Here is a 24726-nt window from a genome sequence, read left to right on the forward strand (position 1 = left end):
TCAGGTCGAACATTACGGTCCTGGCAGGGGCCGCCCCTAGGGCGATTCCCTGCCAGGACCGCTGCACCAATCAAGCTGATCGGTGCTAGTCGCTGCAGTGTCGATTACACCGCGGCAACCTGCGTAGACGCGCGCGCACCGAACTTCGCCTCGATCTCTTGCCGGATCTGCTTGTATCGCTCGACGTGCTCGTGCGTTGTGCGCACGTGCTCCTCCGGCACCAAATCCTCTGTGTAGGGCGGCCGGCACTTACCCACGTTGATGTAACCGGCACCGTTGACGCGGATCTTCTCCAGGGGAACGTTGTACTTGGCGAACTCCATGAAGTCCTGACCCACAAGGAACGGTTCGTGCGCCCACCGCAACCGCTCGGTCAGCCAGCGGGCGTCGTCGAATCGGCCCTGCTGCAGCGCATCGCGTAGCTCCAGCACTGGGCCAGGTCCCATAGCGGTCGTGGACGACCAAGCCATGCCGACGAACTCCTCACCGTACATCTCCCAGGCGGGGAACCAGTCAGTCTCAATCGACATCAGCGGGAAGTGGGTGCCAGTATGGGCCATATCATTGTGGTAACGGAAACCGACGGAGGCGCCACCCGCGTACTTGACCGCCACGACCTGCGGCAGCTCGACCAAGGTCTTGTACACCCGGCGCGGAATGATTCCGCGGAACGCGGCGGTGTTGTCATAGACCACGATTGCCATGTCCGGGACTGCCGTTGCGACGTCGCGATAGAACCGTTCCATGACCGGGGCCACCATCTCACCCCACATCGGGCGACCTAGAAGGGTGCCGGTGATGCCTAGGTCGGCCAAGTACTGCATCCGCGACACCGTGTCACGTGTGTTCAGCGTCGTCGCGCCAATGAAGATCGGGAAGTCAGGGTTAATCGCCTTGGCGGTTTCAGCGACACACGCGGCGTATGCTTTCCACTCCTCGATGGTGAGGGTAGCCATTTCGCCGAGGGTCCCGTTGAGGGCGATCGCGTCGACACCGTCATTGATCAGGGAGCGGATCATTCGCTCGGTCTCGACCAGGTCAACGGTGTCCTTAGCGTCCACGCGTTCCGCTCCAGGCAAGGCTGGCGTGGGCGGATAGGCCATGACACCGCGCAGGTCGGCGCCAGTGATTCTGGGCTGCTTAGTCATCAATGATCTCCTGTTGTGTGGATGGAAAAATGAGGTGGAAACTAGTGGCCTTCACATACGGGCGGCCGCGACCGATGTTCCTGTGAGCCATTCTGGGACAGCCTCGTAGGCCAAAATTTCGAAGCCCACACCGACCGCGCCCGCCGCGACGAGCCAAGTTCTAATCTCGTGGGCGCCGTTACCAGCCGCGTCTATCTCGTCCTTCGTGTAGGCGGTCAGATGGGTCGGGTCGCCATCGTCGAGCCGAGCGAGGAAATCCCGGTCGAACTCTTCATTGACGTTCCCAGACTCGGGCAGGCCAACCCAGTGCGAAAGTCCCCCGGTGCCAACGATAACGACGCGTTCGTACGCCTCCTGGTCGCTTACTGCACGAGCGAGCATCTTCCCAAAGTCGTAACAGCGACGCGGTGAAGGCCAGGGCGGATTGACGCCGTTGACGATGATGGGAGCAAGGGGGTACCGGCTGTCTGGGTCGAGATGCTTGAACGGCACACAGAAGTTCTCATCAAAATCCAGGCCACCTTCAACCAGCGCGGGATCGAACTCTGACTCCAGCGCAAACCGGTAAATATGCTGGCCTAGGTCAGCCGCACCGGGATAGCGGTGCTGCGGCACATTAACGAAATTCGCCATCTCCGCGGTAACCGGGCCCAGGTATGACTCACCGGTGGCCACCGCGAAGGCGGGAAGATTTCCTAGATTGAAGTTGGTGAAGTGCTCAACTGATACGGCGATGATGGCATCTGGTCGCAGCGCCTCGATGCGGTCTCGCGCCTGTGCGTACGCTGCCTCCACGTTGCGACGTTTCACGGCTTCCGCGCGATCGGGCCACCCGGTGATTCCCGGTGAGTGAGAGGCTGCAAATCCTCCGACAATCTTGCCGCTACTCATACCAGTTCACCTCTGATTCGGGCGTAATATTCGGCTCGGTCAATTTCAAGCTGGATGGCACAAAAGTACAGCAGGTACGGATTCACACCGGCTTCGTAAAGGCCCTTGAAGTCCAGCCGCTGCATCATCCAGCGCAGATCCCCGCTGACTCCGTAAGAGTCGAGCACCTGGCTACTGTTGGCCATGTAAGCGTCTTTGACCGCTGCGTCACGTCGGATATCCCACAGCAGTTGGTGCAGGCTATACAATTGCTCCTCCTTCTAGCGCACCTCAGTGCCGCGGCACTGAGTACCTCGCTCTGGGACAGTATTGTGCTTGCAGTCAAGAGCCCAGCTTGTGGACGAACCAGTCAGTCAAGCGAGCGGCAGCGACGGCGAGATAGTCATAGCTGCAGTGCAGCGAACCAGCGGCGTCGTAGACGTCGAAGGTGACGTCCTTGGCGGTTAGCGCGTCGACGAACTTACGCGCTCCATCAATGTCCATAATGATGTCGCTCGTCCCGTGCATGACATAGACTGGAATGTCGATCTTGTCGGCGATTCCTTCAAAGGTGAACTCTGCCAGTTTGCTACGGGCTTCGCTGTCATCTTTTGATCCAGACAGCCATTGGAGCTGCTCACGCAGCGGCGGGTAGAACTCGTAGAAGTCGGTGAGAATACTCCAAGTTCCACACCAGGCAGCGACAGCCTTCACCCTCGGTTCGAAGGCAGCCGCTCGAGGTGCGTAGTATCCACCGAAGCTCACACCCGCCAGACCGATCCGACTCTCGTCAACATCATCTCGGTCTTCGATAAAGTCCAGAATGGCCTTCACCGGCACTTCGTAATCCGGGCGGCTATAGAGCTGCTTGAAACGTAGCGAACTCCCTCGCCCGGGGGTATCGACAACCACAACGTTCATGTCGCGCGCGGGGAACTCGGTACCGCCTAGAAAGTAGAGCTCTTCGGCCCAGGAATCGGCGCCGCCCAAGAACAGCACGGTCGCGCGTTCTTTGCCACTGGCATCAGGTCGAATGAAGTAGCCCTCCATGGAGGTACCTTCGAACGGAACGCTAATGCGTTCGATGAGTCCATCGCTGAGTTCGGCAGCCTTCTGAAAGTTCGCGGTGCCGGCACGGTAGGCGTGCTCACGGCGAGGATCGTGAGACCCGAGGAAGAACTCGGAGTGGCGGTAGTAGCTGCATGAGCGGAAGAACGCCCGCCTTGCGGTGGTGTTGTCCCCGGCGGCGAGTGCAGCGGTTGCGGTCGCCGCAACTTCCTCCGCTGTCCGGTTCCATTCGCGATGCCACACCTCATCGTCGGTGGTGGTCGTGCCGATTCGCGCAGCGGTGCGGGCACATTCAAACAGGTCGGCGCCGCCGACGGCCACCTGTGCGAGCAAGCGCATTGTCTGCAGTGACCAGTCCTCGTGCTGGGGGAAGAGTTCAATAACGGAAAGCGAGTCAGTACGCGCCTCAGTTGCTGAGTTCGTCATGTAGTTTTCCTTTCGTGTAAATGGCTAAGGGTTTGAGTGTCTTCGCTGCTAGGCGGTACATACGACGTCGGCCCACGCGGTTGATTGGTCCAGGGCAGCACGGTATTCGGCGAGTCTGCGTGGTGCGTTGACGCACACCGCACCGCGCAGCTTTCCGTGCCTCCCGAATAGCGCAACAAGGGATTTGTCATCCTGATGCTCAATGGCGACATCGTCATCGGGGGACGCGCGGCCGACAAACCGGAGTTTGGCGCCGAACTGATCTGTCCAGAAGTACGGGATGGAGACGAACGGTGTACGGTCATCCAGCAGCCGACCCGCGCTGTGCCGACCCTGTTCGACCGCATTCGTCCAGTGCTCGATCCGCATCGTCTCGCCAAAGGTGGCGTTATGCCAGATGGCGAGATCACCAGCAGCGACGACTGAGGGTGCCGAGGTAGCCAAGTCTCGCTGACACACCACTCCGCAATCGACGTTTACACCGGAGCCGACTAGCCAGTCGACGGCCGGGCGGCCACCGATGCCCACCACGATGAGGTCAGCGGCCATACGTTGACCATCGGTGAGTGTCACGTCGACATGATCACCGCGCCGGTTAACCTGCGCGACTGATGTCGAACAGCGAATGTCCACACCGTGACCGACGTGCAGGGCAGTGAACCAGCCACCGATGACGTCTCCAAAGACACGGCTCAGCGGGGCGGCCGCGATGTCGACTACCGTGACGGCGGCGCCCAGCTTAGCCGCGGTCGCGGCAACTTCCAGGCCGATGAATCCAGCGCCGATCACCACTACACGGGTACCGGGCAACAGCCGTTGCCGTAGTCGGGTGGCGTCAGCGACGGTACGTAGAGTGTGCAAGAAGTCCCCGACACCCTCGCCGAGAATCCCGTGGGGTAAACCTCGTGCTTCGCATCCGGTAGCAATGACCAACCCGTCGTACGGGTGAGTAGCCCCACAGTCGTCTCGAATGAGTCTGGCGGCGGTATCCAGTGCGGTCACAGAGGAGCCCAGATGCAGATCTATGCCCTTCTCGGCATACCACGCCGGTTCGTGCAGTGCCAGCGTCTCCGCAGTTGGTTCCGGCCCTTCCATTGCGTCCTTGGACAACGGCGGACGGGTGTAGGGCATCTCTTTCTCAGCTCCGAAGAGGTGAACCTCACCCTCGAACCCTCTGTCACGCAGACCCTCCGCCGCGCTGACCCCAGCCAACGAGGCTCCTACAATCAGAACCCGCCTCACGGTTCTATCTCTTCAATCGAAATCGCTTGGGCAGGACAACATCTCACCGATGCTTCGGCGCGTTCACGCTGCGATTCGTCCAGTTCACTGACCAACAAGACCGCACGGTCGCTCTCGTCGTCAAAGTCCCAGAGCGTGGGCGCCTCAATCAGACAGTTGGCATACCCCTGACACTTCGCAGCGTCTAGATGAAGTCGAATTTTCATGTTCACTCCTGCACGTGGTCCTAGTGGCCGTCGGAGGCGAGATGGGTCATCTCCGGTGAAATGCTTGGCAACCTGGCTGCCCGTGGGGTGTTCCTGCTCGTGAGGTTCCGCACGATGCCGGCGGTGACAACTGCGGTGACGCCAGGAATATCACCGATACTCAAGGCACCTAGAGCGTCCTGCTTACTTGATCCCCAGGGAGCGTCAAGAATCACGAGATCGGCCACTGAACCCGCCCGGACGAACCCCGAATCGAGACCCCAGGTGCGTGCGTTATTGCCAGACGCTGCCGCCCAAATCATGGCGGGGTCAATGCCAGAAAACGAAGACAATTCGGCAATGGTCTTGATGACTCCCAGTGGCATTACACCAGTGCCGGTCGGAGTGTCAGAGCCAATCACTATTCTCTGAAACTTATTGTCTGAGTGGGCCTTTTGTAGGATGCGCAGCGACGATTGCAGATTCCCCGCTTGTACCAGTTGTAAAGCCATCTCGGTATCATCGATGATCTTGTCCACGCCCTCGGCAGGGAGCGACGTCGGCCCACCATTAATGTGCCCACATACGTCGGGGGCCAAGTGCAACAGATGATCAGGCGTGATAGGTTTGCTGCCCGGAATACTTGCGCCGCCGGAGTGGCACATCACGGTGATGCCGTGTTGCTGTGCCCAGCGCACCTGGTCGTATCCGTCGGCGGGGTCCGCGTAGCGGCCGAAGCCGAACTTGGCGAGCTTCACCCCAGCGTGCTGCAAGTCGGCGAAGTCCTGCTGGGTCAAAGTTGGCTCGAGAACGACCGCGCCGGCGTGAACGGTCATGCCACCTGGGTGGAAGTTGCGGAAGCAAGACATCGCCGCAATGGCCAACGCCTTCACTCCGATTGCGTCATGAGGGCGCCCTTGAGCATGGATCTCGCCTGGCGAGACAACGCTCGTAATTCCCCCGTGTACATAGCTTGCCAAGAAGTCGACCGTCTTCTGCCGTGGCGTGTAGTCACCGAGCACAACGTGGCAATGAGAGTCTATTAAGCCTGGAGCAACTGTTGTGCCGCGCGCGTCAATTGTCACGTCGGCATCATCAACCTGAGTCCCTAGGTCTTCGAGCGAGCCAACTGCGACAATGACACTTCCGTCGACGATTACGGTGTCGGCGCCGTCTAACACCGGGTTCATGTAGTCGCCAGACAGGACTGTGCCGGCATTAGTGATAGCCAAGCTCGCCATTAGCCAACCTGCCCGTCCTGCGCGTCGTCGCGCCTCATGTGACCCTCGGTAGCTATCTCAGGCACATTCTCCCGAGGCGCACCACCCTTGCAAAAAGCCTCCGGGTGGTTGCATCCCATTTCAGAGAGTCTTTCTACACAACCCCACACGACATGAGACCTGCCGACTTTCGCTTTACGTCGAGATGCGCTTCTGTTGCGTCCAAATGCGCTGCGGATCCTACCCGCGTGCGCGGGGGCTTTGCCTACCTCAACCGAACTCACGTTGTCTCCTTGGCTGTCAATACCATCAACATGGCGTCATCTTTGACGGTATCCCCGGTCGACACGTCGGGCCATCCCCCGGAAGGGTTACTTCTGTCCCGTACCCAGTTGCCAGTTGCCAGTTGCCAATTGCCACCGGGCCGAGAGCGCTGAGTCGTGATTCTCGTTTGGCGCTCCGACTGGTCCGATATGGGCCAATTACTATTCGATACACGTCAGACGCCACAGTCCGCAGCTGTAGCATCCCCGGCCGAGTCGGATCTATTCGATACCCGATCAGGGTCTATCGTTCGTCTACTTTAAGACGCGTCGGAATCGCCAGCATCAACAGCATCAGGTCTGCCATTATCGCGGCTAAAACCTATTTCTTGGAGGGAAACCCCCAGGCAAGGGTCATTCCCAGACTCGCCGGAATCTCGGGCGCTGACTGATCAGCAACCTTGTTCACGGGAGTTTCGCCGGCAGCTCGACGCCGCCTTGACAGAATCCAGAACACACCTCTCTCCTGTGGCGTCCCTACCCATCGACACACTGCGATCTGCAGTCCTACTCCCGGCGGATTACACCGGACAGTCAACGCTGAAGTACTGGATCGCTTGGAATTCCTCAATACCGTGTCGTCCGCCTTCGCGGCCAAGCCCACTTTGCTTCACGCCCCCGAACGGCGCCGAGGGGTCCGACACCCCCCCCCCGGTTGATGCCGACCATGCCAACTTCGAGTTTCTCGGGAATCTGAATCGCGCGTTGCAACGTGCCAGGCGTTAACATATTCGGTTTAAACCGAATTCACTTGTATTGGCCAAAGAGAGCATGCGACCCGCATCGTCCCACGAAATGATAGGAGCGACAGGACCGAATATCTCGCGACTCACGACCGCGGCATCGGGACGTACATCAGTCAGCATAGTCAGCGGATAGAACCAGCCGGCGCCCCCGGGGACCGCTGCCCGGTAAGCGACACGCGCACCCTCAGCAACCGCCTGATCGACCAGACGGGACACTCCGTCAACCGCGCGTCGAGAGATGAGGGGTCCGATGTCGGCGCCAGTCGACCCGGGACCCACCGTGAGCTGTTCCACCGCAGCGCCGAGTCGGGCGGTAAACTCCTCGTCTACGGCGGCATGCACCTAGAACCGATTGGCAGCTGTACAGGCCTGGCCACCATTGCGGAACTTCGCAGTCATTGCTCCCGCGACTGCAGCGTCAATGTCTGCATCCTCGGTCACGATAAATGGCGCTTTTCCTCCAAGCTCCATAGAGGAATTTACAATTCGGTCAGCAGCATGACGTAGTAGGCGTCGCGCGACTTGGGTTGACCTGTGAACGAGATCTTGCGTACGCGAGCATCGTCCAGCCACGCGCCCACCACCTCAGCGGCTCGGGTGCTGGGCACTACGTTGACCCCCCGTCGGGACACCAGCGTCGGCCAGTAGCTGAGCAATCGCAATAGTCGTAAGGGGCGTTTCATCAGCAGACTTGAGAACCACAGTGCATTCAGCAGCCAGAGCAGGGGCGATTTTCCGAGTTGCCATGGCGGCGGTAATGTTTCACGGTCTCCCAAGCGCCGCCACGCCCACGGGCAGATGCGTGACGATGGTCCGAGCTTGTCCGCTTGTTGCGGCACCATAGCGCCCGTCCCCTCGAACGGCGTCCTCCGCGAACCACCGAACGAACTCAGCTGCATAGAGCACTTCGCTATCCGCGTTCCATTTTCGCCGGTGATCAAGTCCGACAGGCGACGGCGATCCTCCAGCATCAAGCCGTACGCGCGGGCCAGGACCTCAGCACGAACGCGCGGTGGTGTACCCCACCATGCAGCTAAGGCGTCGTCGGCGCGGTTAACGGCCGACGCGGCATCGGCGCGGTTATCGGCCGACGCGGCATCGGCGCGGTCACCGTCGGGCACCTGAGCAATGACTTCAAACATAGTTGGGTCTTCAACACCAAATACGCCGGCGCCCTCGACAGTGCCATCGGTCCAGAGGGGCGCCTCTCGAATTGCTTTAAGGTGCCGCCCTGGTGTATTCATCCTCGAAACTCTCCGCACAATCTTTTCTGAATGTTCTGACATGCCCGAAACGATTCGACATTGGTTGGGAGACTCGGCCGACAACAGGTTGACTATGCGCCCATGCTTCTACAATTAGACTATTCAGCGGCCGAGCGCCCGGTCGCGCTTCGTCCGGGCTGGGCAATGTCCATTGCGTCGGTTCTATTCCTATCGAGTTGCCTCGACTAGCCACGCCTCGATTTCCGCCGCGAGCGACTCCCAACCCGGATCTATACAAACGCCATGTCCTGCGTTGGCGAGGACAATCTCATGAGCACCCAGAGCGCGCCCGAGCGCGCGGACGCTCTCCGCCGGAACCAGAAGGTCGTTTTTGGCAGCCACCACTACCGCGGGTGCGCGCACCTGGGTGACGTCAACCTCGGCGGTCCACCGCGTCGCTTGCCATACAGCTGCGGGAGATTCGGGTTGCAGCAATGAAAAATATCTTTCAGCGGCGATGTCATCCGCTCCGGAGTAGAACATCTGCCGCGCAACGTCAGGAGGTGGCGGGCCCCAGGGTTGCGTCATGTCGACTTCGATGTCAATGGGTGCGCCAGCGAACGCGCGCGGTACCACAGGAGTTAGCAAAGCGAGCGCGGCGAGGGTACGCGCAGTGGTTGAGGCATAAGCCAGAGAGGCGAGACCGCCCATGCTGTGGCCGACGACGATGGGCTCAGCTCCGTAGGCTGCAACGGCAACCTCTACGGCGGTCTCGATATCCTCAGCCACGGCCGTGATTGGCCGTTCGAGCCAGTCACCTTCGTCGATTCGCCTCGAGGACCCGTGTGACAGCCAGTCCAGTGCGATGCTGCCCCGACCACGCGCGGCGAACCACGACTGCCAGTCTGACCAACACCATGCTCCGTGGCACCCTCCATGAACGAACACGATCGGGTTCTCGCCAACCGGAACACCAACAGGGGGCTCGCACCTGGTCAAGGCAATTCCGCTCACGACATCGGTAACCGCAGACGCTGGTTGATTCGGCATTCTTGTATGATACGGCGTCGACCATCTTTAGACCCGTCACCCGAATGGGTCAATCTGAGATGGTTGGTTCGAGCTCAACTGCGATGGCAGAGAACCGTCTATGGACGAATCTTTGTCTTCGAGGTTGAGCTTCTACGGCCAGTTCGACCCCGGCTCGGGAGGCAGTTGGTCGCCCAACCTTTCGAAGAGAGGCACCACCGCTTCACGCCGATGACCCAGTACGCCACATCGGGGGCCCACCCCGCACTTGAGGAATCGTCAAATCCTGTGGATTGAGGTGTGCCAGGCGGCCTCGGATACCGGCGTGTCCGGTGACGGTTCCGGGATGATCTCGACGGGCCGTTCGAGGAGCTTGCCCTCGTGGAACAGCGCACCGGCCCGCACCAACGCCACCAGATGCGGGGCGTTCACGGCCCGCCAGCGGGCCTGGGCGGCCTCGATCAACTTGTAGGCCATCGCCATCCCCACCGCGCGCGACCCCGGACCCTTGGTCACCTTGGTTCTCAAACGCACTGTCGCAAAAGTTGATTCGATTGGATTTGTCGTACGCAGATGCACCCAGTGCTCAGCCGGATACCGGAAGAACTCGAGCAGCACGTCGGCGTCGTCGGTGATCTTCACGACCGCCTTCGGGTACTTCACGCCGCAATCGATCTCGAATGCCTTGATCACCACCTGCTCCATGTCGATGTCCTCGGCGAGGTAGATCTTCTTCATCGCCGCAAACGCACCGGGATGAGCCGACTTCGACAGCGCAGAAGGAATATTCGCCTGCTTGTGAAACCAGCAGCGCTGTTCCCGCGTTTCCGGGAACTCCTCGCGCAGGGCCCACCAGAGCCCCAAGGCACCGTCACCGACCGCCAGCACCGAGGCCCGCGTCCCACGCCGGCGGCAATCCCGCAGCAGGTCCGCCCAGGACTCGGTCGATTCCCGGTACCCGTCGGAGCGGGCGACGCTCCTTGCGGCCGTCGGCGCGGACCCCGATCATCACTAACAGGCAAAGCTTCTCCTGCTCTAGACGCACTTTTAGGTGAATACCATCGACCCAGAGATAGACGTAATCCGCCTGCGAGAGATCCCGGGCGGCGAAGGCTCTCGCCTCGTCCTGCCACTGCGTCGTCAGGCGGGTGATCGAGCTGGCCGACAGGCCGGCACCGGTGCCAAGGAACTGTTCGAGGGCGGGACCGAAGTCGCCTGGTCGAGAGCCCGTGCAGGTACAACAGCGGCAGCACCTCGGACACCTGCACGGATTTGCGGGCCCATGCCGGCAGGATCGCCGAGGAGAACCGTCTACGTTCACCGGTGTCGGGGTCGACGACGCGCTTGTCATTGACCCGCGGTGCCTTCACTGCCCACCGCGCCGGCGGCGGTGACCACCTCGCGCTCGGCGTGGTAGCCATTGCGAACCACCAGCCGGTGACCGTTGTCGTCGATCTCACCGACATGCCGGGCGATGTAGTCGGCGACCTCGGCCTGCAGGGCTGCGGCGAGCATCTGCCGGGCACCGTCACGGACGATCTCGTCGAGCAACGAGCGGCCCGCGCCGACTGCCTGGCCGGTCTCGTTGGAGTCGTCGTCGTAGTCCACTACCGTGAGCACGGGCGTACCTTCCCGCCACCGTTGGCGCGCTGGACTTGATCAGAATCCTGTTCGTGTACAGATCATCATCCGGGAAGGTGCGTCCTCCCGGAATCCACAGGTTTCGATCATTCCTCAGCCCCTTGCCGCGGGCACGCTGAAGCCCGCAGCATCCACAGACATCTGTCGAATTCCGTTTTTACCACTACGTCATTATCTGTTACCCCGAACGGGTAACTTTTTACTCAGCGCCTAGCATACGACGGGCATCCCGCAGACACTAGGTGTCAGCCCCCGCTCGTTCGACGTTTGGACTCGCGATCGGCCGTTGTCCCTACAGCGGCTCTCACAGATCCTCTCAGGTACGCACGAGTAGAGGTCGGTCTATTTTGAGCTTCAGCACCGACACCTGCAAAGGAAAGCAATGGCACTCACACACGAGCACCGTCCACCGAATGTCGAGCCAGATAGCAGCGCTGCGATGCAACTAGTTCGCCGCGTTGCGGACAACATTCACTCTGGCCGCTTGCCTGCGAAGATTTTCAATGAGCCGGGCGTTTACGACTTGGAAAAGCAGAATCTATTCAGCAAAGTTTGGAACTTTCTCGCCCATGAGTCTGAAATTCCGAAGGCAGGCGACTACGTTATCCGAACCATCGCCGACAACTCCATCCTCGTTGCTCGGGACGAGAATGGAGAGATCCACGCCCACCTCAACATGTGTCGCCATCGCGGAAATCAGATGTGCAAGTCGAGCCTGGGAAATGCCTCACACTTTCGTTGTTCCTACCACGGATGGGTTTACAAGAATAATGGTGACCTAGTTGCTGTGCCCTACCACAAACAGGGCTACGGGGACAACCTGAACAAGGCGGACTGGGGTTTGGTTCCCGTCAAGATCGAATCATACCAGGGTTTGATTTTCGGTTGCCTCGATGATCAGGTCGAAAGCTTGTCAGACTACTTGGGTGGATTCGAATTCTATCTTGACTACTATCTGAAAGCCGGAATCGACGGCGTCGAGGTTTTTGGGCCGCCGGACGTTTGGGAATCAAACTGTGACTGGAAGCTGTGGGCTGAAAACAGCTCAGGTGACGGATACCACACGCCTGTCACTCACCAGTTCGGCTTCCACCTCGGATACTTCGCCTCGTCAGGTGCCACCCACAGCACAGGACATGCTGCACACATCGCTGGGAAAGGTCACGGCATCGGGTTGGGCGAGACTCCCGGCATGCCGCCATTTATGGGCTTCCCGAGCGATATCGTGTCCGAGCTTGATGAGTCGCTGACAGAATCCCAGCGGCAGGCATTCAGCCCAGTGCGGACAGCAGTAGGACTCGTTTTTCCCAATTTGAATTTTCTGAGCCAGCCATTTAGCCGTATTCCCGGTGAGAATGGAGTGCGCTTCTGCACAATGCGGCAAGCTCAGCCTTTACGCGCAGGACGCATGAGGATGACCTCGTGGTGCCTCGTCCCCAAGTCCGCTTCCCAGGAGTTCAAAGAGGAGTCCTACCGTGCGTACACCCTCGCCTTCGGGCCAGGTGGGATGTTTGAGCAGGATGACATGGAGAACTTCAACAACATCACGCACCAGTTGCAGGGCAGCGCGATTCGTGAGCTCGATCTGCCATATGTGATGGGTATCGACCAGCAGCAAGTTCCAGATTATCCAGGGCCAGGGCACGTTGTGCAGCCCTATATGAACGACTCCAACTTCCGCAATCTGTGGTCGACATGGGCTTCGTATGTGTCGGGCGATCGCGCGACCGAGGCCACTTATGACGCAAGCGAGGCTTCGAAATGACTAGCAGCACAGTTGCCGACGCCCATACTTTCGGCGATCAGCCAGCTGTATCCGTTGAGGTCGACTATCGAGTTCGGCACTTCTTGAACTACGAAACACGGCTGCTCGATGAGCGCATGTTTCATGAGTGGGTTCAGCTTTTTTGTGACGACGCTACATATGAGATCCCCGTTCGGCTCAACCGTGAGATGGGGTCGGACCCGTTCGGCTCCGCGAAGTCTTTCGACGACTCCAAACAGACTTTAGGCATTCGCGTTGATCGGTTGTATACCGACTTCGCGTGGTCCGAGCAGCCACCATCGCGAGTGAGGCACTACGTAACCAATGTGATGGTCTCGCCAACCGACTCGGATGACGAATATGAGGTTGCTTCGAATGAACTGGTGTACCGAAGCCGTGGTGAATCCGTCGAGTACGATCTCATTTCCGCCGTGCGATATGATCGACTTCGGTTGATTGGCGAAAGTTTCCGGATCGCCCGGCGACGCATATGCCTAGATCAAACCGCTATCGGCGCCCACAACCTCTCCATGTTCTTCTGATAGGTGAGAGATGTCTGATAACAATAGCGGCATTGAGCTTCGCATCACGAATGAGTTTGCCGAGGCGGTGGTAAACCTCGTTCCTCATGGCAACGGCACTCGTCTGCGTGTACAAGCCCCGAGAGCTGGGCGCGAAATTCTCATTGATGCGGTTGTACTTGAAGCTATCGCGTCAGTTGCAGCAGATGACCTGACCGCAGTTCTGGTTTCGACAGTACCTGGCAATGAACGCCCCGCATTCAAGGAAGGTCTCCATATCGTGACTCGCGAAACCTAGTGATAGGGCTATGGCCAGGCCCCTTGTTGCTCAGCTCAACGTGGATGGACCGCGTGTGCCTCAGTCTTCACACCACTCCCCGCTAAACAGACTCTTCGTGCGAAGATCTCTATCTTGTGTGCCGCCTAAAGGCTCGCTGATCGACTCCCATTAGGAGGGAACATGAACCCCGACCATAAGGCGATGGTCGATCTGGCGATGCGCTGGCTGCCGTTTGGCGGGCCACCAGCTGGCGACATCCTGGTGACCTTCGGCCTCAGTTCTACTGAGTTTTATCGTCGTATCCTTAACTTTGTCGGTAACCCCGCGGCACCGTCGGTGCCTCGGAGCCTGCAGGTACTCGCACTTGAGCAAACCAGCACACGCGTGCGCGAGTCTGTCGCGTAAGAGGCTAGGCCCCCAGCGACCGGTGTTCGAACTCGAGCGTGAAAGCGTCCCGCTAGTTTCCAGCCAGATCGGCGTTGGTCAAAGACGCCTAACCCTGGCGACACCAAAGTGAGACGCCATCTGGCCCGAGATTCGGTCTTGGGTCTACGCTTTCGGTTCGGGTCTACGCGTTCGGTTCGGCGCTGGGGTCTAGTCCTACACAGAACCAGTTATCGAGCTCGTCACGTCATACGAGAGCAGAGTGATGCCCACCCCAGCGCCCGACCACGACATCGTGGAAGACGACGTGATTGTCACCGGTGAGAAGGATCATGCCGCACATGAGGAATCGTCAAATCCTGTGGATTGAGGTGTGCCAGGCGACCTCGGATACCGGCGTGTCCGGTGACGGTTCCGGGATGATCTCGACGGGCCGTTCGAGGAGCTTGCCCTCGTGGAACAGCGCACCGGCCCGCACCAACGCCACCAGATGCGGGGCGTTCACGGCCCGCCAGCGGGCCTGGGCGGCCTCGATCAACTTGTAGGCCATCGCCATCCCCACCGCGCGCGACCCCGGACCCTTGGTCACCTTGGTTCTCAAACGCACTGTCGCAAAAGTTGATTCGATTGGATTTGTCGTACGCAGATGCACCCAGTGCTCAGCCGGATACCGGAAGAACTCGAGCAGCACGTCGGCGTCGTCGGTGATCTTCACGACCGCCTTCGGGTACTTCACGCCGCAATCGATCTCGAATGCCTTGATCACCACCTGCTCCATGTCGATGTCCTCGGCGAGGTAGATCTTCTTCATCGCCGCAAACGCACCGGGATGAGCCGACTTCGACAGCGCAGAAGGAATATTCGCCTGCTTGTGAAACCAGCAGCGCTGTTCCCGCGTTTCCGGGAACTCCTCGCGCAGGGCCCACCAGAGCCCCAAGGCACCGTCACCGACCGCCAGCACCGAGGCCCGCGTCCCACGCCGGCGGCAATCCCGCAGCAGGTCCGCCCAGGACTCGGTCGATTCCCGGTACCCGTCGGAGCGGGCGACGCTCCTTGCGGCCGTCGGCGCGGACCCCGATCATCACTAACAGGCAAAGCTTCTCCTGCTCTAGACGCACTTTTAGGTGAATACCATCGACCCAGAGATAGACGTAATCCGCCTGCGAGAGATCCCGGGCGGCGAAGGCTCTCGCCTCGTCCTGCCACTGCGTCGTCAGGCGGGTGATCGAGCTGGCCGACAGGCCGGCACCGGTGCCAAGGAACTGTTCGAGGGCGGGACCGAAGTCGCCTGGTCGAGAGCCCGTGCAGGTACAACAGCGGCAGCACCTCGGACACCTGCACGGATTTGCGGGCCCATGCCGGCAGGATCGCCGAGGAGAACCGTCTACGTTCACCGGTGTCGGGGTCGACGACGCGCTTGTCATTGACCCGCGGTGCCTTCACTGCCCACCGCGCCGGCGGCGGTGACCACCTCGCGCTCGGCGTGGTAGCCATTGCGAACCACCAGCCGGTGACCGTTGTCGTCGATCTCACCGACATGCCGGGCGATGTAGTCGGCGACCTCGGCCTGCAGGGCTGCGGCGAGCATCTGCCGGGCACCGTCACGGACGATCTCGTCGAGCAACGAGCGGCCCGCGCCGACTGCCTGGCCGGTCTCGTTGGAGTCGTCGTCGTAGTCCACTACCGTGAGCACGGGCGTACCTTCCCGCCACCGTTGGCGCGCTGGACTTGATCAGAATCCTGTTCGTGTACAGATCATCATCCGGGAAGGTGCGTCCTCCCGGAATCCACAGGTTTCGATCATTCCTCAGCCGGGGACTTCCGGTGCCCGTCCGTGTGGTGATAGATGGAACCGAAGTGTGATGCGAAGCGTGGGTTCTCGTGGTGGTTCCTCGGGCGCGGGAGACACGTGTGTCGAGTGCGTGCCGGAGGTCTTCGATTCCTGGCGCAGCCGAGTTGGAGTTTTCGTCCTCCAGTCCGTCGATGTATCCGACCACGCTGGAATCACACGTGCGCCGCGAATGGGTCGTCTGGGCCTCGATGGTCGTTGTGATCAGTAGTGCGCTGCTCATCTTGCGGGCGTTGATATGGCCTTGGATCGCAGCGGCTGAAGGCGGGACCGGTGACGTATGTCAGGGATCGATCCGGTCAGGTGTCACCAGTGAAGCCGGCGTCGAACGCGATCAGTCGTGGTGGCCGGTCGGCGTGCAATGTGTAATGCCCGAATCGGTGTCGGGTGCGCGTGTTGTCGATGTGCCAAGTTCTCCGATCTATACGATCGCCGCCCTTCTCGGGGTACACACGTTGCTGGCGGGAGAATCGAGTTTCGTCGCCGAAGTGTATTTCCGACCTCGGTTGCAACGAGTCCTGACTATTGAGTCAGATTACTCAGCCATGAGAACCTGATGCTCGATCATCGGGTTCGACAGTCACACAATCTCTTCGGCGAGCAACAGGACCACGCTTCCTACGATGACAGCAACTACCCGTTCAGAACCGATAACCTCTGACGGCTCCCGCGCCGCCGCGCAGATACCGGCTGCTCCAAACAGGCATCGCGGTCTGCAATGCGACGAGGAAGTCATAGGAAACCGCGGGCCACTGAGCGGGCCAACGGTTCTGATGATGGCGCTCGGCCAGGGCTTCGATGATCGAGGCTTACTCGAAGAAGTGGTCCACGGTCTCGAGGACCACGGCGGGTCGCTCGCTGACCTTGGTCGAGAGCCATCGTCAGAACCGGTTACCCGCGGATTCTTATGACGGCTCACGCTCACTCTCGACGTCGCCAGGCCAAGCCGAAACCGAACGGCGCGCCAGACGGGTGGCTGAAATTCCCGACGGATTCCGCCCGCGATTTTGAACCGTGAAATATCCACGTGGCCAGTGTGATCGTTCGCGTCCCATCGACCGCGATCGGTTCAATCCGCGCTCCCCTTGCCAAGGGCGCATGGCGACCGGGATGAGCGTGCTCGCTCCGTGTACGCGATCCGACGTACGCCGTTCGACACCGTCTACCCTGCCTTGCCGTGGTCGAACCGGAACGTCGAGACCTCGACGTGGACGAAGTCGGTACTCCGAAAAGCAGCACCCCAACTGGTGGTCGCCGAACTAGTGTCCGAACGTGCCGGATATGCAGGATGTGGTCGCCCCGCGCGTCCGAACGATCTCGACCTCCAGAGGCGGAGCGATCATCGTCTCCGGTGTCTCTGGCTCACCCGTCGCTCCTTCACCTGACGTCGCTGTAACGGGCTCGATGCGGCTATGCCGTCGCTAGTGGTCCCGATCCCGGTCCCGTTGCACAACAGAGAGATCGGATACCGTCTCCTTTTCCGATATGAATTCGCCGACCAGTCGCATCGTTCCTGCACAGGGCCTTGTGCAGGTCCGCGCCCTGCCGACGAAACCACCCGAAATAATTCGGGCGTGCCATGACTCGATCAAGCCAGGCGGGGAGGAGTGACTCCGCACCGCCGAACTGGATACCTAGGCCTGATTCCACCGAAGGATCAGCTATGTAGCAGCGTGTCGAACTGAAGAAAGGCCCCCTGAACTGGGAAGATTGGAGTTCTCATACAACCATCCCGCCAGTTCAGGAAAGGCACTTCCGGTGAAAGTGTCCCACAAGTTCGTCGACGGCTCCGCCGTGTTCGACGAGGACCGATCGCGCAGTTCCTCGTGAGTGATCGCTTCGTTCGTCGCCACCGAGAAGGCGCACCAGCAGGTCGGTCGAGGCCGAGAGCACCCAGATCACCGGGCGCATCACTGTGGCGAACTGATCCAGGGTCGGTGCCGTCGACAGGCGACCCCGGTGCGTTGCAGCGCAGCGTTCGGGAACCAGCTCGCCGAGGATCAGGGACAGGTAGGCGATCACCAGGGTGATTCCGATGAGAGCGTCGCGTCGACGGCCCCGGTCGGCAGGCCCCACGATTCGAGGGTAGGCACAAGGGGGGGGAAGGTGGCGGCGCCGTAGGCGGCAGAGAGGAATCCGGCCACGGGTGGCCAGCGCGGCGGTGCGGGCGCCGCGGCTCCTTTGCCGCTGCAGGTGCCGGATCTGCCCCTCTCGCAGAGACACCAGGGCGATCTCGGTGGCCGCGAACACGCCACCGACCAGCACCAGTCCGGCGTTGACCGACGATGTCGTTCAACGCCGCCGCCACAGTCGGGGGCCGGGGTCTGTGACGGTGGCCCATGCCCTTTTCTCCTGGAAAAGTCCATCGATCGCGGGGTCGGGTTCAGTGTAGGAGAAAACGGACGAAACGGACATGGTCATCCGTGTGCGGTGGATCGGCGCTGGTTCATCACCGGTGCGTGGGCGGACACGGCCGGTGGGTGCGCGTGCCGCGGCGAGCGGCATCATGAACACCGGGTTGCGCCGGCCGCGGTTCTCGGCCACATTCGCGTATGTGCCGCGGAGTGTGCTGATTCAGCTGAGAAGCGTGATCGCGTTGATGCGGTGGGCACCATGCTGGTGCTGGTGGGGGCCTTCGGTTCGTTCGGCTCTACCGCGACAGCGGGCCCTGACCGGAAATCGGTCCCTGCCAGGGCCCGCTGTGTCGGGGCGTTCGGTCAGGTGATGGCTCGGGTGGCCGGTAACAGCCGATGCAGCACGTCGGTGAGGGTGATCAGCCCGGTGACCTCGCCGTCGTCGCCGAGGACGAGCACCAGATGGCTGCGGGTCTCGCGCATGGTCCGCAGCGCCTCGTACACCGGTGCCGCGGCGGGCAGGGTGAGCACCGCGCGCATCAACGTCCGCGCCGTGTATGTCGGCGGCGCGTGCAGGCTGTCGCGCACGTGTACGACGCCCTCGACCCCGGCGTCGCCGCGGACCAGCAGCCGTAGATGTCCGCTGCGCTGGCAGGCCGCGCGAATCTGGTCCGGTGTCGCCTCCGGCGGAACACTGCTCGGTGCCGGGTTCGGCCGGACCATCTCCCCGACGGTGAGCGCCTCGAGTTCCAGGGCGCTGGTCAACTGTTCGTGGTAGCGCTCGTCGAGGGTGCCGGCGGTCGCGGAGTGCTCGACGAGGTGGCGCAGTGCGTCCGAGTCCTGGCCGGAGAGAACCTGGTCGACCGGGGTCACCCCGACCTTGATCAGGCACCAGTTCGCCATCCGGTTCAGCGCATTGAGGGCGGGTCGGGTGGCCCACATGAAGCCGCGCATCGGGATCGCCAGCAGTGTCGCCGATTTCTCCGGGTGCGCGATCGCCCACGACTTCGGTGCCATCTCCCCGACGACGAGGTGCAGGAAGGTGACGATGATCAGGGCGAGGATGAACCCGGCGACGTCCGCCAGCCATAACGGTGCGCCCCAGCCTTCGAACGCCGGGGTCAGCCAGTGGTGCACGGCGGGTTTGGTGATCGCGCCGAGCGCCAGGGTACACACCGTGATACCGAGCTGCGAACCGGCCAGCAGCACCGACAGCTCCGAGGCACTGCGCAGGGCGGCCCGGGCCGCCCTGCTGTTCGGTGCGGCATCCTCGAGGCGGTGGTGGCGAGCCGCGATGAGCGCGAATTCGACCGCGACGAAGAACGCACTGGCCGCGATCAGTGCGACCGTGACGACCAGGATGAGCCAGGGACTACTCATGCGCCGACTCCTCCGACGTGCTGGCGAAGGTGACGAACAGCGTCGACGGCACATGCTTGTCGATGTCGCGGACCTCGGCGGTCAGTCGCCGCTCCGGCGGTTCGGTGTCGTTCACCAGGTCGCCCGGGTCGGGCTCTAGCGCGATGGTGACGCGATCACCGACGGCCGGAAGCCCCCCGAACTCGGCGATGACGGCACCGGCTAGGGTTTCGGCATCACTGGCGGGCAGGCGGTGACCGAGGAGGCGTTCGACCTCGTCGAGGTGCAGATCACCGGGCATGATCCAGCCGTCGGCCTCCGATCCGGCCGCCGCCGGGGCGGTGTCCGGGTCGTGTTCGTCGGCGATCTCGCCGACCAGTTCCTCGGCGATATCCTCGATGGTGACGATCCCGGCGAATCCGCCGTACTCGTCGATCACCAGGGCCATCTCCTCCTTCGCCTCGCTCAGCGCGGTGAGCACCTGCGGCAACGGCAGCGACGTGGGCATGACCACCGGGGTCCGGCACCGGGAGGCCGCCGTTCCGGTCGGCGAGGTGCCCAGGAGATCGTGCAGGTGAATCACCCCGTACAGGTCGTCCGAGCTCTCACCCACGACCGGGTAGCGGGTGTGCCCGGCCCCCATCCGGTGAAGGACCGCGGACACCGGTTCGTCGGCCCGGACGGTGTCGACGTGGGAGCGCGGGATCATGGCATGCTCTGCCGTCTCGGTGGGGAAGTCGAGAATGCGATCGAGCAGAGTGGACAGCTCGCGCGGCAACTCTCCGGTCTCACGCGACTGCGCGACGATGTGCACGAGGTCCCGCGGTGTCGCCGAGTGCTCGACATCGTGCACCGGTTCGATCCGCAGCGCTCGCAGCAGCAGGTTCGAGGACTGGTCGAACAGCCAGATCAGCCAGCCGAACAATCTCAGATAGATCGTAGTCGACAGGGCCAGCCAGCGGGCGACCGGTTCGGGTCGGGCGATCGCCAGGTTCTTCGGGAACAGCTCACCGAAGACCATCTGGACGAAGGTGGAGAAGAGTACGGCGAGGATAGCGCCGAGTCCGATTCCCACCGCGGTGGGGACACCGACGCCGCCGAGGAGTTCGCCGAGTCCTCGTCCGATGAGAGGTTCGGCGACGTAGCCGACCAGCAGCCCGGTGACGGTGATACCGAGTTGGGCGCCGGACAGCATGAACGAGGTGCGGCGGGTCACCGTCAGGGCCCGGGCGGCCCCGGTGTCACCGGCCTCAGCCCGCGCCTTCAGCCGCGAGCGGTCCACCGACATGTAGGCGAATTCCTGGGCCACGAAATACCCGGTCAGCGCGGTGATGGCGACGACCACGAGGATGCCGAACGCGATGCTCAGAACGACGGTCATCATCTGCGCACGTCCAGTGGGGGTGCGGGGCTCCGGTCGGCGCGGGGCGGGCGGGGTCTTCGAGGTTTACGTTTGCGCGAAGCGCTGCTCATAGCTCTCTCTGTAATTCGGGGACACGAACGTCGCTACCAGGTGGACGAACCAGTAATAGTAAAGGGTTCTTTACGATTGGTACTCACCCAGCCAGCCACGCGGACCTGACCGGTGCGCTGGACTCGGTCTGCGGTCGTGGTCTCCGCGCCCGGGGCCGGTCCCCGGTAATCGAGCCGATCGTCATTCGGTGCCGGAATCTGCCGACCGGACAACCAGGCGTTCGGTCGCCCCTCAGCCTCCCCGAAACTGATCTCCGCAACCGCGCATCCGCCCTGACCTCAGCACCAAGTGCGTCGGCGAGGATTCGCGCAGTCTCCGCGGCGCGTTCGAGATCGGACGTCGTAATCCGCAGCCGCCGGCCCACCTCCTCGCGGGCGACGACACAGCTCCTGCGCGACCAATCCGGCATCACGACGTCCCCGCGGTTTTTGCCGTCCATCCACGCGATGACATCAAACACGCGGAGCGCGGAGATCTCTTCGGGGAGGCCGGCCTCCTCCCGGATCGACAGCAACCGGTGATGCACCGCTGCGTCGTCGGCGCGCAGCGCCTCCCGGACCGGGTTCAGATGTGATCGCTCGGTGCCCAGGACCTGCTGACGACCGAATCCCAGATCGGGTACAGCCGGGAGCGTTTGCGGGCGATCAGCTTCGTTGCCTTCGTCCAGCCCACGTCGCGCCGGCCACGGAGGGCGGTTTCCAGGTCCCACGCGGGCCATCCAGGGCTCAGTCCGGTTCGTCGAACCAGGTCCCGATCCGGCCCTATCGCCGTCAGAAGGGCGTCCAGCGCCTTCGCCTCGGTTTCGAGGATCGCCCGCGCCGCTTTCGAGGGGACCTGCACGGACAGGAACACCCGCCGAACCAGGTCATCCGCAGTGAACCGGTCCGCCTCCCCCACCCGGTCACCGGTGCTCGACCAAGAGTCGAATTGCGCCCCGACGTAGGCGTCCTCGACTAAATACGGGCGGCCGTAATACCTCATCAGCGCCGCGACGCCGCAGCATCCGAGTCGGTCACGAGAGTGGTCGGCAGCCGAATGTCATACCCCCACACCCTCCCACCCTCAGGCGCCGGCGACCGGGAACCGAGCCGGGGTGGTCGCTACGCGCCGAGCCCGGAATCAGGGGCGGTGTCGACCGCGGCGTTGGCCGTCGGCTGCCTCCGGCAGAAGCGTGCACACCTTCTCCGCCAGATCCGGCAGTCCCAGCGCACCCCGCCAATCACCGTAGGCCCGCGCCGGCCAGAGCCAGTTCCTCGTCGACCAGCACCACCGGCCTGGTGGGATACGCGACGCGGACCACGAACCGGGCGATCTCGTCGGCCGTCAGAATCTTCCCGAGCGGCGGCGTGGTTGCTGCACCGGTCATGGCATCTCCCCCATTGCCTGAGCTGACTGGACGTTGTGTGGACAGTATCGCGTTGCAGGCGTGGCCCTTCGGACATCCAAGGATGTGTCATCTGCCCAGTTCAGTGATAGGAATGCGCGGTGATCGATGCGCACAAAGGATGGTCTGAAGGCGAGTGCACCACCACTCGCTTCTTCGACGGCATTGTCCCGGCCGGGCCGTAATCGACGACACTGCCGAGCTCAAGATCGAGCAGTTCCCCGACCCGCAACGGCGCCGTATCCGGCGGCGAGCTGCTCGATGGACAGGTGCACGTATTCGGCGGTGGTCTCCGGGGACACGTGCCCCATCAACTCCCGCAGCACCATCAAATCGATTCCTGCGGAAGCGAGTTTCGGTTCCGTAGGTGTGTCGCAGCCGGTGCGGACGCACTCGACCGGCGCCGGACAGCTCCCGGTGCCGCCGGAACAACGATCGTAACCCGGCCTCGGTCACCGGCGCCCCCACGGTGGGGCCGCGCAGCACCACGAAGCACTCCGGTGTGACCAACCCGGGTGGCCGCTCGAGGCGCAGATAGGCCGATAGTTCGGTGAAGAACACCGCATCGACCGGCACCACACGCTCCTTCGAACCCTTGCCGAGCACCCGCAGCCGGTGTCGACCGAAATCCACCTCCGCCAACCGACGCGATCACACCTCGGCGCTGCGCAGACCGCCGAGCAGCATCGCCCACACCATCGCCCGATCCCGATGGGTGCGCAGCGACGAGACGAACATGTCCACCGCGTCGGCGTCGAGGGATTCGGGCAGCAACCGCGGCTGGCGCACCAGTCGGCCTCCGGCCCGGGGCCGGCCGGGCCCAAGATGCCCGAGCAGTCCTCGAGCCGACGGCCGGAGTCCCTGCCCGCGCCGGGGTGAGGGCACCGGATTGTCGGCGCGCACCCCGGTTATCACCAGGTACTCGAACAACGCCCGCACCGCCGCGACCCGCCGGTTGATCGTCGACGCCGCCGCAGTCCGCCGGTCGTTCCTCGGCGTTGCGTCGGGTCGGGGATCACGGCGCACACCCTGCCTGTCGATCCACTCGAACACGGTCACCGGCGTCACCGCCGCCAATCCGAGATCGCGGTCGAGCAGGAACCGCGCCAGGTTCAGCACATCGAACGCATACGCCAGCACCGTCGCCACGCTGAACGCCCGCCCCGCCAGATGTTTGAGGAACGCGTTCGCCGCCGCGCAACCCTCCCACTCGCCGTCGACCACAAAGCCGCCGTCGCCGGTGCGCGTCCGCACAGTCATCGTCTGCCGCTCTCCTATCGAGCCGCCACCGTCAGCATGCGCCTCATCCAGCCGTCGGCCCCGGACCTCACGCCGCGGACAGAATCGTGTCGTCCGAGAGCCGGTTAACCGATCGCGGATTGTTGCTCCAGATCTGTTTCCAAATCTGCTTGGGAAATGCGGTGAACGCCAACAGGTCCGGCCGTGCTGCGTCGAGGTGGTCAGCGACCCTCGGCAACTTCTCCGACAGTGCACCGATGATCCGATCATATTGGGCATGATCAGATCCGCGTCGGGTTGGTCGTAGACCGAGTGCAGCAACGTCTTCACCCAAGGCCACGACGCCTTCGGGGTCACCGCCATGCCCCCAAGCACTACGTGCAGGGAGGTACCCCCGGTTCGTCGAGTAATGGGTTCGACACCTCTGCCACGAGGCGCCCGGCAGGGTCCCACCGATCGCCGCCACCAACCCGGCATGCGCATCGGAGGTCTTGGGCCGCACCCCGGACAGCCCGCGGGCGACGAGCGACCGGAAGAACGCCAGCCAGCCGGCACCGTCCTCAGACGAGGTCACATCCACGCCCAGGATCTCCCGGTAGCCCTCGGCGTTCACCCCGACCGCGACCAGAGTGTGCACATTCACCACCCGCCCGTTCTCCCGCACCTTGAGCACCGGGGCGTCGGCGGCGACGAACGTGTACGGGCCGGCATCCAACGGGCGGCTGCGGAACGCCTCGACCTGGGTGTCGAGGTCCTTGGCCATCACGGACACCTGCGACTTGGCTCCCCCAAGCACTTCGTGCAGGGAGGTACCCCCAGGCCGGTGATGCCTAACGTGTCGACGAGCCGGTCCATCCGCCGGGTGGAGACCCCGAGCAGGTAGCAGGTGGCAACCACGGTAGTCAGGGCCTTTCGGCGCGTTTGCGACGCTCGAGCAACCAATCGGGAAAGTACGAACCGGACCGCAGCTTCGGGATCGTCACGTCGAGGGCGCCGACGCGGGTGGGTCGAGTG

General features: G+C 62.3%; 19 protein-coding genes and 7 pseudogenes. 5 read left to right on the forward strand and 21 right to left on the reverse strand.

Annotation, left to right across the window (positions count from 1 at the left end):
- Positions 1-104 precede the first annotated feature (104 nt).
- The 11 genes and pseudogenes from JQT59_RS00830 to JQT59_RS00875 form a co-directional block, all read right to left on the reverse strand.
- Positions 105-1148, reverse strand: a complete 1044-nt coding sequence (locus tag JQT59_RS00830; protein ID WP_213571172.1) for a dihydrodipicolinate synthase family protein — start codon at positions 1146-1148, stop codon at positions 105-107.
- Between the two features lie 51 nt (positions 1149-1199).
- Positions 1200-2039 (reverse strand): DODA-type extradiol aromatic ring-opening family dioxygenase, encoded by an 840-nt coding sequence (locus tag JQT59_RS00835; protein WP_213571174.1) that lies wholly within the window; start codon positions 2037-2039, stop codon positions 1200-1202.
- Positions 2036-2287, reverse strand: a complete 252-nt coding sequence (locus JQT59_RS00840; RefSeq protein ID WP_213571176.1) for a hypothetical protein — start codon at positions 2285-2287, stop codon at positions 2036-2038. Before JQT59_RS00840 ends, JQT59_RS00835 begins: the two co-directional genes overlap by 4 nt.
- 73 nt (positions 2288-2360) lie before the next feature.
- Positions 2361-3512 (reverse strand): alpha/beta hydrolase family protein, encoded by a 1152-nt coding sequence (locus JQT59_RS00845; RefSeq protein WP_213571178.1) that lies wholly within the window; start codon positions 3510-3512, stop codon positions 2361-2363.
- 48 nt (positions 3513-3560) lie between these two features.
- Entirely contained in the window at positions 3561-4754 is a 1194-nt protein-coding gene (locus tag JQT59_RS00850) for an NAD(P)/FAD-dependent oxidoreductase (RefSeq protein ID WP_249353576.1), read from the reverse strand.
- Positions 4751-4960, reverse strand: a complete 210-nt coding sequence (locus JQT59_RS00855; protein WP_213571182.1) for a ferredoxin — start codon at positions 4958-4960, stop codon at positions 4751-4753. Before JQT59_RS00855 ends, JQT59_RS00850 begins: the two co-directional genes overlap by 4 nt.
- A gap of 20 nt (positions 4961-4980) precedes the next feature.
- A complete protein-coding gene (locus tag JQT59_RS00860) occupies positions 4981-6180 on the reverse strand; it encodes an amidohydrolase family protein (protein ID WP_213571184.1) in 1200 nt (399 codons plus the stop codon).
- An 823-nt stretch (positions 6181-7003) separates the two neighbouring features.
- Positions 7004-7699 (reverse strand): annotated as a pseudogene (locus JQT59_RS38195) (aldehyde dehydrogenase family protein).
- A gap of 8 nt (positions 7700-7707) precedes the next feature.
- Positions 7708-8514 (reverse strand): aldehyde dehydrogenase family protein, encoded by an 807-nt coding sequence (locus JQT59_RS38200; protein ID WP_502939686.1) that lies wholly within the window; start codon positions 8512-8514, stop codon positions 7708-7710.
- A gap of 147 nt (positions 8515-8661) precedes the next feature.
- Positions 8662-9483, reverse strand: a complete 822-nt coding sequence (locus JQT59_RS00870; protein ID WP_213571186.1) for an alpha/beta hydrolase — start codon at positions 9481-9483, stop codon at positions 8662-8664.
- A 258-nt stretch (positions 9484-9741) separates the two neighbouring features.
- Positions 9742-11082, reverse strand: a pseudogene (locus JQT59_RS00875) (IS256 family transposase).
- Positions 11083-11485: 403 nt separating this feature from the next.
- Between JQT59_RS00875 and JQT59_RS00880 the strand changes: the two are divergent.
- The 4 genes from JQT59_RS00880 to JQT59_RS00895 all read left to right on the forward strand — a co-directional run bounded on the left by JQT59_RS00880 (position 11486) and on the right by JQT59_RS00895 (position 14074).
- Positions 11486-12868, forward strand: coding sequence for an aromatic ring-hydroxylating oxygenase subunit alpha (locus JQT59_RS00880; protein ID WP_213571188.1), 1383 nt, complete (start codon positions 11486-11488; stop codon positions 12866-12868).
- Positions 12865-13410 carry a 3-phenylpropionate/cinnamic acid dioxygenase subunit beta gene (locus JQT59_RS00885; RefSeq protein ID WP_213571190.1) on the forward strand — a complete coding sequence of 182 codons (546 nt, stop codon included), beginning with the start codon at positions 12865-12867 and terminating at the stop codon, positions 13408-13410. Before JQT59_RS00880 ends, JQT59_RS00885 begins: the two co-directional genes overlap by 4 nt.
- A gap of 10 nt (positions 13411-13420) precedes the next feature.
- Positions 13421-13687, forward strand: a complete 267-nt coding sequence (locus JQT59_RS00890; protein WP_213571192.1) for a hypothetical protein — start codon at positions 13421-13423, stop codon at positions 13685-13687.
- 162 nt (positions 13688-13849) lie between these two features.
- Positions 13850-14074, forward strand: coding sequence for a hypothetical protein (locus JQT59_RS00895; protein ID WP_213571194.1), 225 nt, complete (start codon positions 13850-13852; stop codon positions 14072-14074).
- A 331-nt stretch (positions 14075-14405) separates the two neighbouring features.
- Here the strand turns inward: JQT59_RS00895 and JQT59_RS00900 are convergent.
- Positions 14406-15746 (reverse strand): annotated as a pseudogene (locus JQT59_RS00900) (IS256 family transposase).
- Between the two features lie 290 nt (positions 15747-16036).
- Between JQT59_RS00900 and JQT59_RS00905 the strand changes: the two are divergent.
- The gene (locus tag JQT59_RS00905) at positions 16037-16459 is read left to right on the forward strand and encodes a hypothetical protein (protein ID WP_213571196.1); all 423 of its coding nucleotides are present in this window, start codon (positions 16037-16039) and stop codon (positions 16457-16459) included.
- A gap of 1227 nt (positions 16460-17686) precedes the next feature.
- On the opposite strand, the pseudogene JQT59_RS00910 reads toward JQT59_RS00905, so the two are convergent.
- The 9 genes and pseudogenes from JQT59_RS00910 to JQT59_RS38210 all read right to left on the reverse strand — a co-directional run.
- Positions 17687-18170 (reverse strand): annotated as a pseudogene (locus JQT59_RS00910) (CNNM domain-containing protein); the annotation flags it as partial.
- 449 nt (positions 18171-18619) lie between these two features.
- On the reverse strand, positions 18620-19636 hold the full coding sequence (locus tag JQT59_RS00915; RefSeq protein ID WP_213571198.1) for a hemolysin family protein: 1017 nt from the start codon (positions 19634-19636) through the stop codon (positions 18620-18622).
- Positions 19629-20996: a hemolysin family protein gene (locus JQT59_RS00920; protein ID WP_213571546.1), complete on the reverse strand. Its 1368-nt coding sequence runs from the start codon at positions 20994-20996 to the stop codon at positions 19629-19631. Before JQT59_RS00920 ends, JQT59_RS00915 begins: the two co-directional genes overlap by 8 nt.
- A gap of 175 nt (positions 20997-21171) precedes the next feature.
- Positions 21172-21528, reverse strand: coding sequence for a histidine phosphatase family protein (locus JQT59_RS38205; RefSeq protein ID WP_502939695.1), 357 nt, complete (start codon positions 21526-21528; stop codon positions 21172-21174).
- A gap of 51 nt (positions 21529-21579) precedes the next feature.
- Positions 21580-22070: pseudogene (locus tag JQT59_RS00930) on the reverse strand (DUF6308 family protein); the annotation flags it as partial.
- Between the two features lie 238 nt (positions 22071-22308).
- Positions 22309-22455, reverse strand: a complete 147-nt coding sequence (locus tag JQT59_RS36550) for a hypothetical protein (protein ID WP_249353578.1) — start codon at positions 22453-22455, stop codon at positions 22309-22311.
- Positions 22456-22676: 221 nt separating this feature from the next.
- Positions 22677-23733, reverse strand: a pseudogene (locus JQT59_RS37925) (tyrosine-type recombinase/integrase).
- 67 nt (positions 23734-23800) lie between these two features.
- The gene (locus tag JQT59_RS00945; protein ID WP_283253995.1) at positions 23801-24475 is read right to left on the reverse strand and encodes a transposase; all 675 of its coding nucleotides are present in this window, start codon (positions 24473-24475) and stop codon (positions 23801-23803) included.
- Positions 24475-24695 (reverse strand): annotated as a pseudogene (locus JQT59_RS38210) (transposase). The gene JQT59_RS00945 and the pseudogene JQT59_RS38210 overlap by 1 nt, the downstream one beginning before the upstream one ends.
- Positions 24696-24726: the final 31 nt, after the last annotated feature.

The sequence above is a fragment of the Rhodococcus sp. USK13 genome, assembly GCF_018343855.1.
GTDB lineage: Bacteria > Actinomycetota > Actinomycetes > Mycobacteriales > Mycobacteriaceae > Rhodococcus_F > Rhodococcus_F oxybenzonivorans.